We start from the raw sequence: 17,914 nt of genomic DNA on the forward strand, positions 1-17,914 counted from the left end.
AATTCGTGAAATTACGTATCCGATTCACACGCCATAATGCACGAACGAGCCCCAGAAATAAGGTGATCCGATCTCTGGCCCGGGCGCGGGCCCTTCGGGTCGCAGGTCCCGCGCCCCGGAGGCCCCGCCTGTGCCGACGTCGCGCCGCAGGGTCTCGTACGCGACATCCCGTGCGTCCTCGTCGAGCGTGCGCACCCAGCGCCGGACCGAGGTGAGAGCTCGCGTGACGCCGTCGCCCGCTGCCAGGCGCCGATACATCCCCGTCATGAGCAGGGCGGCGGCCTGATCGTCGGCCGGCCACAGCGATACCACCACGTGCCGCGCGCCGGCCGTCACCGCGGCACGGACCAGCCCCACGATGTCCCCGCCCGCGGTGGCGGTGCCCTTGCCCGTATGGCACGCCGACAGCACCACGAGGTCGGCGCCGAGGTCGAGCCCCATCAGGTCCCCCACGGTGAGCCGGCCGTCGCCGGCGAGCGCGAGGTAGCTGCGGTGCGGCGCCAGTTCGTCGACGAGGCCGTGCGTGGCGAGGTGCAGGATGCGGCACCCCGGCGCCCGTGTCCTGACGGCCTGCTCGGTGGCGTCGTCGCCTGTCAGGACCTCCGCGTCGCCGAGCAGACCGGCGATCGCCGCCACTTCGGTGGCGCTGCCTCCCAGTGGGTGGAGGCCGCGCTGCGGGCTGTACGCCGGGTTGCCCACCAGCAGCGCCGGCCCGTTGAGGTCCGGTACGCGTGCGGCCCCCGGGCGGGCGAGCAGCGCCGCCGACGGCAGGTGGGAGACGTGGTTGCGCTCTCCCAGGACCTTGTCGCGCCAGGGCAGGGCGTGGAAGGGAAGCAGAGCCAGCGATCGGTGCGGCACGACGATCACGTGACTGTCGTCCGGGATCATGGACTCGACCGGTCCGAGCAGCAGCCCCGTGAGCCGTTCGCCGAGTCGCCGGTCGTACCAGCCGGTGGCGCACGATTGGTGGAACGCCCTGACGTCGGCGGCCAGGTCACGCTCGCGGATCCGTACGCGGTAGTGGCGCAGGCCGTCCGGGTCGGCGGCCCAGACCACCAGGTCCTGTCCGAACGCCTCGTAGTAGAGCAGGACACGATCGCCGGTCAGTCCGGCGCGTACCTCGTCCCAGTTCGCGCCGGGCCGTCTCTCCCGCCACCCGGTGAGCACCTGCGGCGCGAGCTCGGCGACCGCCGACTCCGCCGCTTCGAGCTCGTCCTCGACGGCCAGGATCCGGCGCTGGACCTCCTCCGGCGCGGGTGGATCCGCCGATGCCCCCGCCACCTGCCTGGCCAAGCCCTCGTAGGCCGCCGCCCAGGCGGAGCCTGCCCTCAGCCAGTGGCCGACGGCGTCCCGAGGCGCGCCGTCGGGCAGCTCGTCAAGCGCACGCAGGAGATCGACGACGAGCCCGCGGCAGCGGTCGGCGAGCTGGAAGGCGTCGCGGACGGCACGGTCGGCCTCCGCCGGGGAGCCGGCCTGGCCGGCCAGCCCGAGGTGGGCCATGACGGCGAAGTGGTACATGGCAGCGACGTTGACGTCGTCCGTCATCGAGGTACGCAGTACCTCCCTGACGAGCCCGGCCGACCTGTTCTCGAAGTCCTCGATGGCACGGGCACCGTGCGTGACTGCCTCGTCGAAACGACCGAGCGCGGCGGCCAGCTCCGCGCGGCGCGCGGGGCCGAGCCAGGGCCGCCTGGCCGGTGGTGGCCAGCCCTGCTGGTCGAGGACCTGCAACGCGAGTTGCGCCGTCTCCGGGTCCTCGAGGATGAGGAAGAGCGACACGGCGAAGTCCAGGTGCAGCCTCCCGGCTTTCAGCAGCGTCATGGTGATCTCATGCGCCTCGTCCCGCCGGCCCAGCTCCGCCAGCAGGACGATGCGCAGGAGGACGTCGTCGTCGCGCAACGCGTCCAGCGCCTCCTGGAGGTGCATCCGGGATTCCCTGCGGCGTCCGGCCTGTTCGTCTCGCCGTCCCTCGTAGCGCAGGATCAGCGGGCGCGCCTGCCGAGCGGCCTCGCGTGTGGCGGCGAGGGCCTGCTCGACCCCGGCGGGGCGCTCCCGGATGCGATCCGCGGCGTCCACGACCGCGTTCAGGTACGCGGCCGCGACTCTCTTGAGATCCGGATCGGCGCTGCTCTCCGCCACGTTGTCCAGTTCGTTCACCACGTCGGCGGCCCGCGTCCACGCCAGGGCGTCGACGGAGCCGGTGCCCAGCCCCGCCACGTGCTGCGCGGCCTCACCCGCGAGCAGCACAATCGAGGCGAAGCGGAAGTTGGCCTCGCTGACCAGGTCGATCAGGTCGCGGCCGGCCAGCGCCCGTTCCTGGGGGGCGTCGGCGAGGGTGGCGAGCCGCCTGGCCAGCCGCATCGCCCGCATGGCGGGCAGGGACGGCCCGCTCTCCCGTAGCTGGCGGGCCCTGGCCAGCAGCAGCCGAACGATGCCCTGCGCGAACCCGTCGCCGCCCTCGGCCCGGCTCCACGCCGCCAGGGCGTCCATCTCGTCGAGGGGCACGTCCTCACCGGCGTCGAGCCGGTCGAGAAGCAGGTGCGTCTCTATAAGGCGGCGCATGGACCGCCGCCCTGAGCCGGCCGCCGCCTCGGCGGCCTGCCGCAGCAGGGGCACCGGGTCGCCGGCGGCGTCCTCGCGCATCAGGCAGGCCAGCCGCAGCGTGACCGCCGCGCGTCCGGCGGTGGCTCCCGCGCTCGCGTACAGCTCTCCGGCCCGCAGGTAGTGCCCGCGGGCCGACGTGAGGTCGGCGGCGGGCAGCGCCACCTCGACGGGGAGCCGGGTCAGCGACAGGGACAGGATGTCCGGATGTGCGGCCGGGGCCAGGGCCCAGTCCCCTTCGGTGAGCGCGAGGTGCGCGTTCATCAGCGGATCGTCGCCCGCCAGCCGATGGGCCTCGGCGAGAGGGGCCGCCACTCCCTGCATGCTGCCCGCACGCCTGGCCACGTCGGCCTGCGCCAGCAGCAGATAGCAGAGCGCGTCCCGCGAGGTCAGCCGTTCACCGAGCTCCTGGAACTCCTTGTACACGGCGGACATGCCCTCGTCGACGCCCGCGAGCGCGCTCTCGGCCACCGCCCTCGACCACGCAACGAGCGGGATCATGCGTGCCGCGACCTGGACGACGAGGTCGGCTCCCGGGTCCGCCGGCGCCGAAACGGACCCGGCATCGAGCAGCGTGTCCTGAGGCGCCCCTCCGCCCGGATAGAGGTGGATGTCGGCCGTCCGGGCGGCCACCCGCAGCGCCGCCGCCACCTCCAGCACCTCGACGGACCCCCGCAGGCCGTCGAGGGCGCGCAGGGCGCGCTTGGGCTCTCCGGCGGTGATCGCCGCGGCCGCGGCGACCAGCGGGCGCTCGGCTTCCGGGATCGTGGCCAGGGCGGTTGATCGGCCCTCCTCTCCCAGGAGGGGTGTGAGGTCGTCACCGTGACGTTCCGTCAGGAGCAGCGATACGAGCAGATCGGTCGAGTGCAACATGTGGCCTCCCGCGGCTCAGTCATGGCGCGCGGTGATCGGGAATGAGAGCAAGCCGAGCGCGTACCCCCTCAGCACGGCCGTGAGCCGGTCGGAGGTGCTGAGCTTGCGGTAGAGGTTCTCCTGGTGCTTGCCGACGGTGCGCGGCGAGACGCCGAGCCGCCGGGCCATCTCCTTGGCCGTCAGCCCTTCGGCGAGTAGCCGGAGCACACTGTGCTCGCGTGGAGTCAGCCGCGGCCGGGTCTGTGGTGTGGTCGTCACCTGGTCACCGTCTCGTCCCGGGGCGTGCGCGTCATGGGGAGAAAGGAGCGAACGTGCCGTACGGCAACCCTTAGGCCCGGCCCGTCCGCCCCTTAGCCGCCCGGGTCTCAGCCGGAGTGGAACCCGATGATCGCCCCGTTGAGGTCCATGGTGACGAAGTCGAGCCGCTCGCCGTTCAGGATGATGGTGAGCGGGTTCCCGTGGTAGACGACCCCGATGGACAGCGGCTTCTTCAGGTCCATCGCCTTGAGTATGTCCTCGGTGAGCGCGTTGGGATCGGCGCCTTCCTGCAGTTCGAACGACTTCCCGTACAGGTGGATCTTGCTTGCCATGGTGCTTTCCTCTCTGGTGATCCGATGAGTTGAAAGGAGGATCAGGGATCGACGAGGCCGTGCCGGCGCGCCGTGACCGCGGCCACACCGCGGGTGGCGGCGCCGAGCTTGGTCATGATGTGCGACACGTGCACGCTCGCCGTCTTCTCGGTGATGAACAGGGCGCGTGCGATCTGCCGATTGCTCTGTCCCTGCGCCAGGTGCCTGAGCACCTCGCGCTCGCGCCGGGTCAGCCCGAACGGGTCGGGCACCTGTTGCGGCGGCGGCCGGTGGCCTGCGTCCACGCTCACCCGGGCCGCCACGGCCATGGCCATGACCTCGGCGCGCAGCGGCTCCGCGCCGATCCGTCCAGCGATGCGGGCGGCCTCGCCCAGGGGCTCCGCGGCGGCCAGGCGGTCGCCGAGCTCGATCGCCGCCTCGCCCTGCCGCCATCGCGCGTACGCGGCCGGGTACGGACGCCGTAGCGACAGCCAGGACTCCGCGACCGCCTCCCATGCATCCACGTCGTGACGGCCGGCCAGCCGGGCACTCTCCGCCCGGCACAGCGCCAAGGTCGCCGACATCTCGGGCAGCGGGGTCTCCTCCGCGCCGAGCGCCGCGGCCTCGGCCTGGGACAGGAGCCGGGCGCCCACCTCCACGACCTGGTCGATCTCCGCCTGGTCAGGCCTGGGTAGGGAGCGCAACCGCCGCGCCTCGTCAGCTGTCACCCGCAGTCCCATGGCGCACAGTCGCAGCGCGAAGCCACCGTGATCGCCGTGTGCCGTAGCGGCGAGCCCGTTGTCCACGCAACCTAGTGCCCGCGCGTGCTGCCCACGCCAAAGCGCCAGCTCGGCCCACAGCACGTGCAGCGGTCCCGCGAACTGCGGCTCGTCGAGCCGAGCGGCGACCGAGCCCGCCTCGTTCAGCCGCTCCTCGGCCGCGGCGAAGGCACCCCGTCCAATCTCGATCTCGGAGCGGACGATCTGCAGGTAGAAGTCAAAGCCGGGCGGCAGGTCCCGCGCGCTCGCCGCGCCGGCCACCTCCTCAGCCTCGTTCCACCTGCCCAGCAGCACCAGCACCGAGGCCGCGTTGGCCACCAGCGCGCCGCCTCCGGTCAGCTCGAGCCCCAGGTCGCGGCCCCGGTCCACGCCCCGCCGTGCCACGTCGAGCGCCTCTTCGAGCTCGCCGGTGACCTCCAGGACGTAGGCCAGGTTCGCGTACGCCCGGAAGACGTCCTCCAGCGCGCCCAGCTCATCGGCGATGTCCGTGGCGGTGCGCAGCGCGGCGGTGCCGGCCTCCGGCGCTCCCGTCAGGGTGAGGGCGACACCCATGGTGTTCAGTGCCCGCCCCTCCTCCGCCCGGGCTCCCACGAGGCGGGCGATCCGCAGGGCCTCCTCGCTCTGGCCGATGGCGGCGCGATAGTGTCCTGCCTGCATGAGCGCGGTCGCGTACCCGGCCCGGGTCCAGGCCACCTCGGCCGAGGGCGGCTCGCCGGACAGGACCCTGGTGGCCTCCTCGTACGCCCGTAGCGACTCCTCGCCCCGGCCCAGCTCCCACAGGTAGCGACCCTTGCGTTCGAGCAGGGTTCCGGCCCGCGCGGCCTCGCCGTCGTGACCGAGCTTGGCCAGGATCTCGTCGAGCAGTCCCACCGCCTCGGAGATCCGGCCCGACCAGCGGTAGGCGTCGGCGGCCCGGACGAGCAGGTCCTCGCGGGCCAGCCCGGCTCGGTCCTCGGCGTCCGGCACGCGGGTCCACAGCCGTAGCGCACGGTCGTACTGCCGGGCCGCCTCGGCGTAGGCGAAGACGGACACCGCCGCCGCGGCGCCGCGTACGGACTCCGCCAGCGCCTGGGGGACGTTGTGCGCCTGCTCCCAGTGGTGTGCCAGCTCGGCCGCCAGGTTGAGGCTGTCGGTCTGTGACAGGGCCGGGTCCTCGGTAAGCGCTTCGGCGATCGCGCCGTGCAACCAGCTGCGGTCGCCGGGCAGCAGCTCGGCGTAGACGGCCTCTCGCGCCAACTCGTGACGGTAGCCGTAGGTCTGCCGGGACGGCTCGACGACGAGGATCTGCCGTCCCACGCATTCCTGCAACGTCCGCCTCAGCTCGCGCTCTCGCAGGTCGCAGACCCTTGCCAGCAACGGGTGCGTGACCTGCCGGCCCGCTGTCGCCACTACCCGCAGCACCTCCTGCGCGGGCTCGCTGAGCGCCTCGATCCTGGCCAGCACGACGTCGCGGACCGCGATCGGGACGCCCTGCTCGCCGAGGTCCCGCGCGGCGATCAGCTCCTCGGTGAAGAACGGGTTGCCGTCCGAACGGTCGAACACCCGATCGGCGAGGTCGCCTGGAGGGTCGCCCCCCAGAATGGCCGCCACCAGTTCCCGGTGCCGATCGCGGTCGAGCCGCGCCAGCTCGCAGCGGCGGCAGCGACCGCTGAGCTCGATGTCGGCCAGCGTGCCTCTGAGCATGTGGCCGGGCAGCAGGTCGTCGGTCCGGTAGGTGAGAACCACCAGCACTCGCTCTTCCTGGAGCGTGCGGATGAGGAACACCAGGAGGTCCAGCGTGGAGCGGTCGGCCCACTGCAGGTTCTCCACGGCGAACAACACGGGCCCCGTCTCGCCGAGCTCGTCGAGCAGGTGCAGGACCGCCTCGAACAGGCGGCGCTGGGTCCCTTCGCGGGACGGCTCCTGCTGATCCTCCTCCATCAGGACGGGGAGAAGCAGCCCGAGCTCTCGCCAGTTGCGCCCGGCCAGCCTGCGCACGGCGGGCGCCCCGAGCTCACGCACCAGTCTGCGCAGCGCCTCGGTCAGCGGCGCGTAGGCCATGTCGCCGGCGCTGAGGTTCAGGCAACCGCCGGCCAGGACCCGGGCTCCGTGACCGGAGACCCAGGCGGTGAAGTCGCGCAGCAGCCTGGTCTTGCCCGACCCGGCCTCGCCGCCGACCACGAAGGCGACCGGAGCACCGCCGCTCGCCGCGCCGAAGGCGTCCCGCAGCATGGCGAGTTGGTCCTCGCGGCCTACCATCCGGTCGGCTGACAAGAGTGTCACGGCTCGCTCCGTTCACGTGGGTACGAAGGCTCGGCGGGGCCGGGCGGCGTGCCGTGCTCTCGTCAGTGCGGGAGAACCTCGAAGGCGAGAGAGACGCCAGGCATGCTCACCGTCTCCATGCCGGTGACGGTGCCGAAGGCCTCGCCGGAGAGCAGGCATGTGCGGTAGAGCGCGACGACGTTCGCCTCCTGCTCGGCGAGGAGCCCGTGCGCCAGGTCGACGAACTTCGCGGTGGCGGTCATGGCGGCGATCGCCGGGTCCACGGCGGCCGGTGGCGTGATCACCTGGCCGGCCAGCAGATCGGCCAGCGGCCGCTGGCCCGCCTTGGCGGGAGACAGCCAGATCGCCAGGTCGAGATGGTCGCGCACCGGGCCGTCGAAGAGCATCTGCGGAACGTCGTCCGCCCCGGCCGGGCCGGTGAAGGCGTGGTAGGCGACGTGACCGCCGTTTCCGCCGGGTGCGCCGGTCACCACGAGCGCGTGCACGCGCAGGGGCGCATCGCCCGCGATCGGTTCGGACACCGACAGCTCCGTCAGGCGGAGCGTCACCCCGGCCGGTGGCGGTGTCGCCGGCTGAGCAGGCAGCACACGCAGGGATCGGTCGGGCAGATCCGCGAACCGGAATCGCGTGACCTCCTCCTCGGGTGGCGGAGCCGGATGCACCATGATCGGGAACTGGCGGACCGCGTAGCGGATGCTGTACTGCTGTTCCGACTCCGACTCCTTGAGCTCGCGCCCACCGCCGAGCGCGACCTGGGCCACCACGTGCCACAGCGGCGACTCGTCGCCTCTGATCGCCTTCTGTACTCCCTCCTGCTGCAGGACGCTCAGGTCCTCGGCCCGGTGAGTGACGATCACGATGATCGTCTCCAGCCTCGGCGTCGTGCCGGCGAACCCCTCCGGCCACTCCAGCTCCAGGCCGGCGAGCTCCCGGGTCGCGGGGCTGCGGCCCACCCACCATTCCTCGTCTCTGTCGAGTGCGAGGCCTTCGGGGTTGGTGTTGGTGCTGAGACTGATCCTCCGGCTGACGCCGACGTCGAACATGAAGAAGAACAGCCTGCTGGGGCTGGTGTTGCGCATCCGCACGTACACATGTTCCTGGCAGAAGAGCATGCTGCCCGGAGCGATGATCGGCACGGGCCGCCCGTCGACGACCCGCCCGAACTCCACCTCGAACGACGCGCCGAGCGTGGACGTGCCCGTGCCTGAGGTCAGCTCCTCAAGCGTCAGTGCCCGCGCGTACCTGTTGAGATCGCGGACCGTGCGCACGACGCCGGTCATCGCCGTGGCGTCCCGCGGCAGGGTCAGCGCTCCCTGGGGATCGCGCAACTCCACGGTCCCCCCGCTGACGTGCGCGCTGACGGGGACGTCTGCCTCGGCAGGTTCCGCCACCCGCACGTGGCTCGCCTCGGCGACGGCGGCGCGCACGGTTTCGGCCTCCGGGCCGGTTCCCACGACGGCCACCGGCCTCCTGCGCATCGACAGCTCCACCGGATGGGCCCGCGCGTTGCGCGGCAACTCGGTGGCACCGCCCAGAAAGACCAGCTCAACCACGGCATCGGTGGAGGAGACCTGGGTGACCGTCGCCCTGGCGAGGCTGGTCTCCAGCGACTTGAAGGGAGCCCCTGCGGGCTGTACAGCGTAGACGTCGCCCCGCGCCACCCCCGCGATCCGGCCGGCGGGCAGCCTCACCTGCCCGTCGAGATCCACCTCGACGGGCAGGACTCCGGTGAGGTCGGGGACGTCCGTGGTGAAGGGCAACCGATCGTAGGGTCCCTCGGCCCCCGGCCACTGGTTCGGGAACAGGCGCCGTACGCGGTAACGGACCCGGCGGATGATCTCCGCCCAGGTGAGCCCGGCATCGCCGACCTCCTCCAGAGTGTCGCTGAGCGCCTCGGTGAACGCACCGACCACGATGCCGTCGCGGTTCTCGTACTCGTAGGCCGACTCCTCAGGGCCGCAGGCCACCAGCCGGACCGCCCACGGGTTCCCTGCTGCGTCGCGCCTGCTGCGGACCTGGTCGAGGACTCCCCGCCTGATCAGGTGCGCCTCGACGTCGGCCCATTGCGCGCGGGGCAGGGCACGGGACACGACGCCCGCGTCCCTGGACATCCGCGAGGAGTAGCAGGAATCCCAGATAGTCGTGACGTTCCGCGTCTTCCCGGTGAGCTCCCACTGCAGGAGCGAGAGCTCGGTCGCGGTGATCCCGCGCAAGTCGTCCGGGGTGGACTCAGGAAAGTCCGTGGGCACCCATAACCGGTGGTCGAGGGCCGGCGAGTCGCCCGGCCCCGCTTGGGCCCGGACACCGTGACCGGACGCGTAGACCACCACGCAGTGGTCGGAGGTGGCGTCCCCGATCAACTCGCGGTAGGCCGCCACGACCGCGTCCCTGGTCGCCGTCTTCTCCTGATGCCGGCGGATCTCGAACCCCCTGGACTCGAGCAGGCTCTGCATGATGTCGAGGTCATGGTGCGGGCCTCTGAGATTGAGGATCTCCGACGCGATCAGCAACGCGACTTTCTCCACGGCCACCATCTCCTCCGTCGTGGAATCCCGAAGATTCAGAACTTCATGTTCTCGATGACCTGCATCGCCGCACGGTGCTGCGCCGCGGACGCGTCGCTGAGGCTCTTGGCGAGCTCCCCGCTGTCGACAGGCTCGGGAGCCGATTCCTGACCGGTATCCTCCGTGGACTCCGGAAGGGCATCCATGGGGACTTCCTCGACAGTTATGTAACCCACGAGCGTCATCTCGTCGGTTTCGACGGACACCTCGTAGAGCTCAGGGAATTCCTCGGACATGGTCGTCTCCTTTCAGTACTGGTAGGGGTCGCTGAGCATCGCGCCGAGATAGAACAGGGCCACGAGAACGCCCAGCCCGACCGATACCCAGGTCCACGTCTTGGCCTTCTTCAGCGAGTCCTGGGCGCCCGCGATGTCTCCCGCGCTCTGCTTGCCTCTCACCTGCGCGGCGTGGACGATCGCCACGACGCCTGTCGGCACACAGCAGAGAATCGTCGAGATGATGGCCGGGACGAGGAAGTTCGGCATGGGCGGCAGCACCACCGGTCCGGGGCCGGAGTGAACGGTCCCGTTCACCGGGGGCGGGGGTGGGAGTGGGGGCGGCGTGTCGGCGCGGGCCGGCGTCAGGGCGCGGATGGCGCCGAGCGCCACGACGCTCTTCGGGTCTCCCCTCGTGGCGGGCATCTGCCGCAGCTGCTCGTGCACCAGGCCCGCGGCCAGAGGGATGCGGCTGGAACCTCCGGTGAGGTAAATCGCCGCCAGGTCCTCCGGGGCGCGGCCCGCCGAACGCACCGTGCGCAGGAGCTCCGCCACGCTGCCCGCCAGATCCACGCGGATGAGGTCCTCGAACTCGTCCCGCGTGACCAGCAGGTCGCGGTCGTACGCGCTGACATACAAGGTCGCGTCGACCCGGTCGGACAATTGTTCCTTGGCCGTGCGCACCTGGGTCAGGAAGTCCGCGTGCGCGCGGGCCCAGCGCCGGTCCGGCGGCGCGGACAGCGCCTCCCAACGGGGGCCGTCGACCTCTGCCAGTTGCCGGCCGAGCAGGTTCAGCAGCCGCTCGTCGAACACCTCGCCGCCGAGATGCGGGTCGCCGCCGGGCGCCGCCGCGACGACGAACCCCTGCCGCTCGCGGCGGAGCACGGCCGTGTCGAAGGTGCCGCCGCCGAGGTCGTAGACGGCGACGTGGTCACCGTGGCTCAGATGCACCTCGGTGTAGGCCATGGCCGCGGCCACCGGCTCGGGCACCATGTACGCGGCGGGCAGGCCCGCGGCGACGGCGGCGGCCTTGAGGCACTCCAGCGGAGCCTCGGTCCACCGCGCGGGATGCGTCAGCGCCAGCCGCTCGGGATAGGTGCCGTTGTGGCGCCTGCACGCTTCCACGACCACGCGTTCGAGCACTGCCGCCACCGCGTCCGTCACGGGCACCAGCTCGCCGCCCAGCGGAAGGTGCTCGGTGACACCGATGTACCGCTTCGGCGTCCGCTCCACCCGTTCCGGGTAGCGTCCAGCCTCGTTCACGGCGGCGCGACCGGCCAGCAGCCGACCCTCGGGATGCAGCATGACCAGGGACGGCATGCGGTTGTACCCGTCGACCTCCAGCACCTCCGGCGGCCCGTCGTCGGTTGACACGGCGGCCACCGTGTACGTGGTTCCGAAGTCGACGGAGAGTTGCCATGACATGACTTGCTCCAATCAGCGGTTATCGCTTCAGCCGAGCGCGGCCTTCAGCTGCCCGGCACGTGCGGCGAGCTGGCGGGTGCATTCGCGCAGCTCCTCCGTGGCGGCCGCGTCCGGTCTCGCGGAGGCCGACTCCAGGTCGGCCTGGAGTCGGCGCCTGCGGCTGTCCAGACGGGTGGCGATCTCGCCTTCGAGGCGGCGGCGCAGATCGATCACGTGCTTGCTGAGCTGAGCTGTCATCTCCCGCCTGATCAGCTCAAGCCTCTCCTTGGCGAACAGGCGGGCCTCGCGCTGCGTGCGCACGCGTGTCAGCTCGTTGTACCGGTGCCGCAACATCGCCGAACTCACCACGAGCGCGGCTGCGGGCCCGAGCGGCCCCAGCACGGACGACAGCAGCGTGCTGCTCGCCATGAACACGCCCAGGGCGGGCCAGCCGGCGGACAGAAGGTCGCCGAAGCCGTCCTCGCCCGGTGGCTGTGGCTCATCGGCCGCCACCAGCGGTAGCGCGCGCAGCCGCCCCGGCATCGGCAGGTCGTCGATGTCGATCCGGGCGTCCTCGCGCAGCAGAATCTCGGCCACGACCTCCTCGGCGCTGGTCCTGACGAAGGCGTTGAGATCGGCCCACCGTCCGTCCACGGCGTCACCGAGCTCCCGCGGCATGGTCTCCAGCAGCTCCGGCGCTGCCTGCACGATGATCCGCTCACAGCGGCCCGACAGCTCCTGCAGGTGCCGGGCGATCTCACTCTGCAGATCCACACCGATCTTCTGGAAGCCCGCCGCCAGGTCCTGGCGCCAGCGGGCGGACAGCCTGGTGAGCTCTTCGTAACGTCGCCGCTCCGCCCCGAGACCACCCGACGGGTCACCGGCGGCCGCGGCCAGCCGGGCCGACAGCGTGTGGTCGATCCGATCCAGCACGGTCAGGACCAGCCGGGTCAGGTTGACCGCCCGTAGCCGCTCGGCCCGGCCGATGACGTCGTCGGCCAGCAGGCGTTCGAGCCGGTCGAAGCCGCTCTCGTGGTGGAGCTGCTCGGCGATGTCCACCTCACCCTCGGCCCTGGCCAGGTCAGCCTCGGCCTTGAGGCGGCTCGACACCGGTATGACGGGGGCGGCGGCGAAGCGGGGCGCGTGCAGGCGCAGCAGCTCCCGGTTGGCCTCGGCCACGCTCGCCCACCCGGGATGGACGTCCGTCTTGGTGAGCACGACGGAGACGTACTCGACCCGTTCCGTCGCGCGGGCGAGGAACCGCAGCTCGGCCGCCGTCAGAGGCGCGGACGCGTCCACGACCAGGAGCAACGCGTCCGCCATGGCCAGCGCGGCAAGGGTGATCTCCGTGTGGCCCGCCTCCAGACCGGCGACCCCCGGGGTGTCCACCAGGTCCAGGCCGCGGCCGAGCAGGGCGGCGTCCAGTCCGACCGTGACGGAGCGTACGCCCTTGGCGTTGCCCGGGTTCCCTTCGGCCGAGGCGTAGGCGGGAATCCCGGCCACCCCGATGTCCAGCGGCTCGGACCCGTCCACCAGGTGAGCCAGGGCGCCGTCCTCAGGGGCGTGACGGACCGTGATGTGCACCGCGGTGGCGATGTCCGCCTCCACCGGCAGCAGGCCGGGCCGCCCGACCAGCGCGTTGATCAGTGAGCTCTTGCCTCGCTTGGTCTCGCCCACGACCACCACCGTGGCGGCCGGCGGGCCGTCGACGTCCCGCTCGGCGCACAGCCGCTTGGCGGCCTCCGGCAACCCGGCCTGCTCGGACAGGGCCGCGACAGACGTCGTCAGTTCCCTGAGGCGAGCGATCGGATCGTTCATGACCGGTTCTCCTCGTTCGTACGTGTGTGGTCGAAGACGGTGACTTCGGCCTCGCGGAGCACTTCAGGCCCGCTCTCGTAGCCGGGCCGCACCACCGCGGCGACCAGGCCGTGACGGCCGGGATCGTCGGTGGGCTCCCGGTCGACCGCCCGATGGCGGAGCGTGGAGAACGGCTCGCCGCAGGCCGCGATCACCTGGACGCCGGCGTCGGCCAGCGCCCGGTGCACCTGGGCGCGCAGGGCCTCGCTGGTGAGCTGGTCGGCCAGCTCGATGCAGGCCAGGACGAGCCGGTCGTCCCTGGAGCGGGACACGGTGTGCGGCACGCAGTCCGCGGCCCAGCGATGCTGCCTGAGCAGCCCGCCCAGGCAGAGCCCGGCCGCGAATGCCGTCACGGCGAGCAGGAGCCACAGCCCGGTGATCAGGAACGACACGGGATCGCCTCCCCGGCATGGCCGCACGCGCCGGCCTGGGCGTACAGATGCAGGTAGGAGAGCTTCACGGTCCTGGCCACCCGCGCGGTGGCCCTGCTGGTCCCCGGCCGGTTCTCGGCGGCCTGCCAGCGACTCGCTCCCGCGAGGGCCGCCTCGCGCACCGATGGCGCGCCACCGCCGGCGGTGAGACCCAGCCGGGTGGCGGGATCGGTTCCGGTCATCACGCGCAGCGCTTCCTCTTCCAGCTCCGCCGGCAGGCGTGCCGTGCCGGTCGCGATGAGCCGCATCGCGTCCATCTCCTCGAGCTGGTGCATGTCCGGGGTGAGGCGGATGCGCTCCAGCTCTCCTCGCAGTCCGGCGAGGTCCCCGTAGGCCAGTGACTCCAGCGTCCTGATGGCGGTGACCGCCTTCATGGGGTCGGCTCTGCGGGTCAGCGACCGTCCGATGAACGTGTCCACCTCCCGGACCCCGGAGAGCTCGTAGAGCACGCGGACGAGCTGGGCCGCCGATCCGGCACCTGAGTCGATCTGTCCGAGTGCTTGCCGGAGCCCGTACAGACCGAGGAGGGACAGCAGGTGCCGGCGCCGCGCCGCGGGAACGGGTGCGGTGCCCTCGCGGACGAAAAGATCCGCGCTGAGCAGCAGCCGCCGGCGCGTTCCCGCGCTGAGCGCGGCCAGGGCGCGCAGGTCGCTCGCGTCGCGCTCGGTGAGCAGTCCCGCCCCGGCGGCCTCGCCGAGCAGCCCCACGACCGGCAGCACGTCGGCCACGAGCATGCGGAAGCGGTGACCGTACTTGGTGGCGATCCTCCTGGCATCCGGCCACGGGTCAGGAACGTGTCCTGCCAGCGTGTCCACCCGGCTCAGCACGCCGAGCGCGTTGAGCGCGGACATCCCGGCGAGCGCGTCCCGGAAGTCCTCGAGCCGCAGCATGTCGTCGCTGCGCGGCTGCTGGAACAGGTAGATGAGCGCATCCGCCTGGCTGATCGCTCTGGTGGAGGCGCCGTCCAGGGCGAGCAGCCGGTGGGTGCGCGCGCTCAGCCGGGCGTCGGACGACTCCAGCCCGGGCGTGTCGACAATTGTCACGCTCCTCAGCCGCTCGTGCGAGAGGTATACCGTCATGTGGGAGATGCGCGAGTGCTCAAGGCCGATCTCCTCGTTGGCGGGCAACCGCCCTCCGTGCAGCGGCAGCACGATCGACGGCCCCTCATAGGGCTGGACATCGACGTGCTCGTGATGGTGGTAGCGGTACCAGGTCACGACCTTGGTACAGGTCCCGACCGCGGTAGGCGCCACCCGCCGCCCGAGCAACGCGTTCACCAGCGTCGACTTGCCGGCCTTCTCCCGCCCGCCGATCGCCACGCGCAGCGGCTCGCACAAGCGGTCGCGGACGCCGGTCACCGTCGCCCGTTGATCGGGCTGCGTGAGCGAGCCGAGCAACCGGTCGCACAGCCCCAGCAGCCGCCGGGCGAGCGGCCCAAGGTCGTCATCTCGAAGAAGGTTCACGGGACCAGCGTCTGATGACACCGCCCGAAATCGATACCGGGAAATCCCTATTCCTGCGAAATACCGGGTAGTACGCATTGATACGTACAAAAGCTAGATTTAGATCATGAATGCGCTCATGCTTGAGCCGTGTTGTACGGGCGGGAATCCGAGACGGGCGCCATACTGGACGCCCTAGATCGCGCACAGCGCGGCCATGGCGCAGCACTGTTGATCCACGGCGAGCCAGGGATCGGCAAAACAGCGTTGCTGCGGTATGCCCGCGATCACGCGCAGGACATGCGCATACTCCTCGCCGACTGCTCCCCTACCGAGGCGACCGTTCCGTTGGGAGCCCTGTCCCTATTGATCCGGCTCCTGAAGAACGATGTTGGAGATTTGCCGGACTTTCAACGAAATGCCTTGATTGAGGCTTTGTCGTTACGGCTGACGACGGACAAGAACCACTATCCGATTTATGCCGCTTTCCTGGCATTGTTGTCGGCCGCAAGCCGGCCTCTGCTCGTGTGCGTGGACAACTCCCAATGGCTCGACAGCTGCTCGGCCGAGGCGCTGATGTTCGCGGCCCGGCGTCTGCGGACGGAAGGCGTCGCGATGCTGGTGGCCGGGCGGCCGCAGGAGGTACCCCGCAACGATCAGGAGAGCGGCCTGCCCGTCCTGCGGTTGCGTCCGCTCGGCAGGGACGCCTCCCTGCGGTTGATCGCCGCCGCGGCGCGGGACCGCGAGACGCACGCCGCCGTGGCCGTCGAGATCGCCCGCCAGGCAGCCGGTCATCCTGACGCCCTCGCCGAGATCGTCCACGGTCTCGACGACAGCCAGCTCGCCGGGCGCGGCCCGCTACCGGACCCGCTGCCGTCGGCCGCCGCGGCGGGCCGGCTCTTCGGCCCGCGCATCACCTCGCTCGACGCGGCGGCCCGCCGGGCGATGCTCGTCACAGCGGTCCACGGTGAGGGTGAGCTCGGCCCCGCGCTCGCGGCGCTGCGGCTGGCCCGCGTCCCCGACTCGGCGCTCGAAACGCTGGAGAACGCGGATCTGGTCTCCCTTCGCGGGCACGGGATCACCTTCAGCCATCCCCTGGTGCGGTCCGCCGCCATGGACCTCGCCCGGCCCTGCGAGCTCCGCGAAGCACACCGCCTGGTCGCCGAAACCCTGCTGGAACCGCGCTTGGCCGAACGCAGGGCCTGGCACCTGGCCGAAGCCTGCCTGGCGGCCGACGAGCAGGTGTCCAGCATGCTGGAGGAGACCGCGGAGTTCGCCCGGCGGCGGGGCGGGCACGCGGCCGCCGCCCAGCGGCTGGACCGCGCCGCGGAGCTGAGCCCGGACGCGGGACACCGGTCCAGGCGCTGGCATCTGGCCGCCGACCACGCCAGGCGCGCAGGCCGCCCGGGGTACGCCGCGCTGCTCCTGGACAAGGCCCGAGCGAACGGTCCCCAGGAGACGACCACCTACGCCGACCGCACGCGGGGCCGCTTCCACCTGTTCACCGGTGGCGATCCGGACCAGGCCGCCGCCCTCCTGCGCGCCGCTGCGGACTCTCTCGCCGTGCACAAGTCCCCGGCCGCGGCCCCGGCCTACGCCGATGCGGCCATGGCCGCCTTCCTGGCGGGAGACCCCGTAAGCGCCAGCGATCACGCCTTCGCCGCCATGGCGCCGGAGCTGGCCGCCCCGGCGGGGATCAGCATGATCAGCGGTCTGATCGTCGGGATGGCATGCCTGCAGACCGGTCATGTGGTGGACGGCCTGCGCATGCTCCGCGAGGCCGTCGCCGCCGTCCACGAACGCGGCGTCTCCACCGACGACCTGGAATACGCCGTGTTCCTGGCCCTCGCCCACGTATGGGTGGGCAATCTGCCCGCTGCCCGGACTCTCACCACCACGCTGGTCGACGAGCTGCGCGTCCGAGCGGCATTCGGGACGTTACCCCTGGCCCTGTACGGTTCCGCGTACGCCCACCTCGCGTCCGGCCGCTTCACCATGGCCCGCGACCAGGCATGTGAGGCGGTCGAGCTGGCCGGCGACACAGGCAACCCTCTGTGGTCGTACTTCGCGCTGAGCTGCCTGTCCCTGGTGGAGGCCCACCAAGGTGACGAACGAGGCTGCCGCGAGCACGCCGCGGCTGCCTCGGCACTGCGGGACTCCTCCGACCTGCGGTTCCCGCGTGACTCGCACAACGCCCTCGGGTTGCAGGAGCTCAGTCTCGGCAGGCCGAAGGCGGCTCTGACGCATCTGGAGGCCGCCCATCGCAACCCCCGGCCGGGCAGCCCGGTCGTCTTCCACGGCCCGTCCGGCGCCGATCTGGTCGAGGCCTACGTGCGCGCGCTCGGCGCCGTTCCCGGCGAGCTGGCCGAGCAGGTGATCCACCAGTCGGGACACCTGGACCCCGGTGGCGACGCGGCACTGGCCTGGCGGTGCAGGGGCCTCATGGCCGACGACGAGATGTTCACCGAGTTCTTCGAGCACGCGCTCGCTCTGCACAGTGACGCCGGCTCGCGCTACGACAAGGCGCGAACGGAGTTCTGTTTCGGGGAACGGCTTCGCCGCACCGGTCGGCGCCGTGATGCGCGCCGGCATCTGCGACAGGCCTACGAGGCGTTCCTGGCACTCGGCTCCCCGCTGTGGGCGCAGCGCAGCGCCGGTGAGCTACGGGCGACAGGCGAGCAGGTGCGGCCCGTCCCGGACGGTGGCCAAGAAGCACTGACGCCTCAGGAGCACCGGGTCGCGGCGGTCGTCGCCACGGGTGCCACCAACAACGAGGCCGCCGAGACGTTGTTCCTCAGCCCCAAGACCATCGAGGCTCACCTCTGCCGGATCTACCGCAAGCTGGGCATCCGCTCGCGCGCGCAGCTTGCCGTCCGGTTTCGGCCCGGCTCATAGAGAACCGTGGCTCACCCAAGAC

General features: G+C 71.5%; 11 protein-coding genes. 1 reads left to right on the forward strand and 10 read right to left on the reverse strand.

Annotation, left to right across the window (positions count from 1 at the left end; genetic code table 11):
* Positions 1 to 24: 24 nt before the first annotated feature.
* From LCN96_RS31105 to LCN96_RS31155, 10 genes are all read right to left on the reverse strand, one after another.
* Positions 25 to 3,474, reverse strand: coding sequence for a CHAT domain-containing protein (locus LCN96_RS31105; RefSeq protein ID WP_225265981.1), 3,450 nt, complete (start codon positions 3,472 to 3,474; stop codon positions 25 to 27).
* Between the two features lie 15 nt (positions 3,475 to 3,489).
* The gene (locus LCN96_RS31110) at positions 3,490 to 3,732 is read right to left on the reverse strand and encodes a helix-turn-helix domain-containing protein (RefSeq protein ID WP_225265982.1); all 243 of its coding nucleotides are present in this window, start codon (positions 3,730 to 3,732) and stop codon (positions 3,490 to 3,492) included.
* Positions 3,733 to 3,839: 107 nt separating this feature from the next.
* Positions 3,840 to 4,064: a hypothetical protein gene (locus LCN96_RS31115; RefSeq protein ID WP_225265983.1), complete on the reverse strand. Its 225-nt coding sequence runs from the start codon at positions 4,062 to 4,064 to the stop codon at positions 3,840 to 3,842.
* 41 nt (positions 4,065 to 4,105) lie between these two features.
* Positions 4,106 to 7,084 (reverse strand): helix-turn-helix transcriptional regulator, encoded by a 2,979-nt coding sequence (locus LCN96_RS57175; protein ID WP_311131959.1) that lies wholly within the window; start codon positions 7,082 to 7,084, stop codon positions 4,106 to 4,108.
* 62 nt (positions 7,085 to 7,146) lie between these two features.
* On the reverse strand, positions 7,147 to 9,609 hold the full coding sequence (locus LCN96_RS31130) for a caspase family protein (RefSeq protein ID WP_225265984.1): 2,463 nt from the start codon (positions 9,607 to 9,609) through the stop codon (positions 7,147 to 7,149).
* Between the two features lie 35 nt (positions 9,610 to 9,644).
* On the reverse strand, positions 9,645 to 9,884 hold the full coding sequence (locus LCN96_RS31135) for a hypothetical protein (RefSeq protein WP_225265985.1): 240 nt from the start codon (positions 9,882 to 9,884) through the stop codon (positions 9,645 to 9,647).
* Positions 9,885 to 9,896: 12 nt separating this feature from the next.
* Complete coding sequence (locus LCN96_RS31140) at positions 9,897 to 11,288, reverse strand: Hsp70 family protein (protein WP_225265986.1); 1,392 nt, start codon at positions 11,286 to 11,288, stop codon at positions 9,897 to 9,899.
* Positions 11,289 to 11,315: 27 nt separating this feature from the next.
* Positions 11,316 to 13,085: a dynamin family protein gene (locus LCN96_RS31145; RefSeq protein WP_225265987.1), complete on the reverse strand. Its 1,770-nt coding sequence runs from the start codon at positions 13,083 to 13,085 to the stop codon at positions 11,316 to 11,318.
* Positions 13,082 to 13,516: a nucleotide exchange factor GrpE gene (locus LCN96_RS31150; protein WP_225265988.1), complete on the reverse strand. Its 435-nt coding sequence runs from the start codon at positions 13,514 to 13,516 to the stop codon at positions 13,082 to 13,084. Before LCN96_RS31150 ends, LCN96_RS31145 begins: the two co-directional genes overlap by 4 nt.
* A complete protein-coding gene (locus LCN96_RS31155; protein WP_225265989.1) occupies positions 13,504 to 15,018 on the reverse strand; it encodes a dynamin family protein in 1,515 nt (504 codons plus the stop codon). The genes LCN96_RS31150 and LCN96_RS31155 overlap by 13 nt, the downstream gene beginning before the upstream one ends.
* A 129-nt stretch (positions 15,019 to 15,147) precedes the next feature.
* Between LCN96_RS31155 and LCN96_RS31160 the strand changes: the two genes are divergently transcribed.
* Positions 15,148 to 17,892 carry a BREX system ATP-binding domain-containing protein gene (locus LCN96_RS31160; RefSeq protein WP_225265990.1) on the forward strand — a complete coding sequence of 915 codons (2,745 nt, stop codon included), beginning with the start codon at positions 15,148 to 15,150 and terminating at the stop codon, positions 17,890 to 17,892.
* Positions 17,893 to 17,914 lie beyond the last annotated feature (22 nt).

Origin of the sequence: Nonomuraea gerenzanensis, from assembly GCF_020215645.1 — a bacterium.
Classification (GTDB): Bacteria; Actinomycetota; Actinomycetes; order Streptosporangiales; family Streptosporangiaceae; genus Nonomuraea; species Nonomuraea gerenzanensis.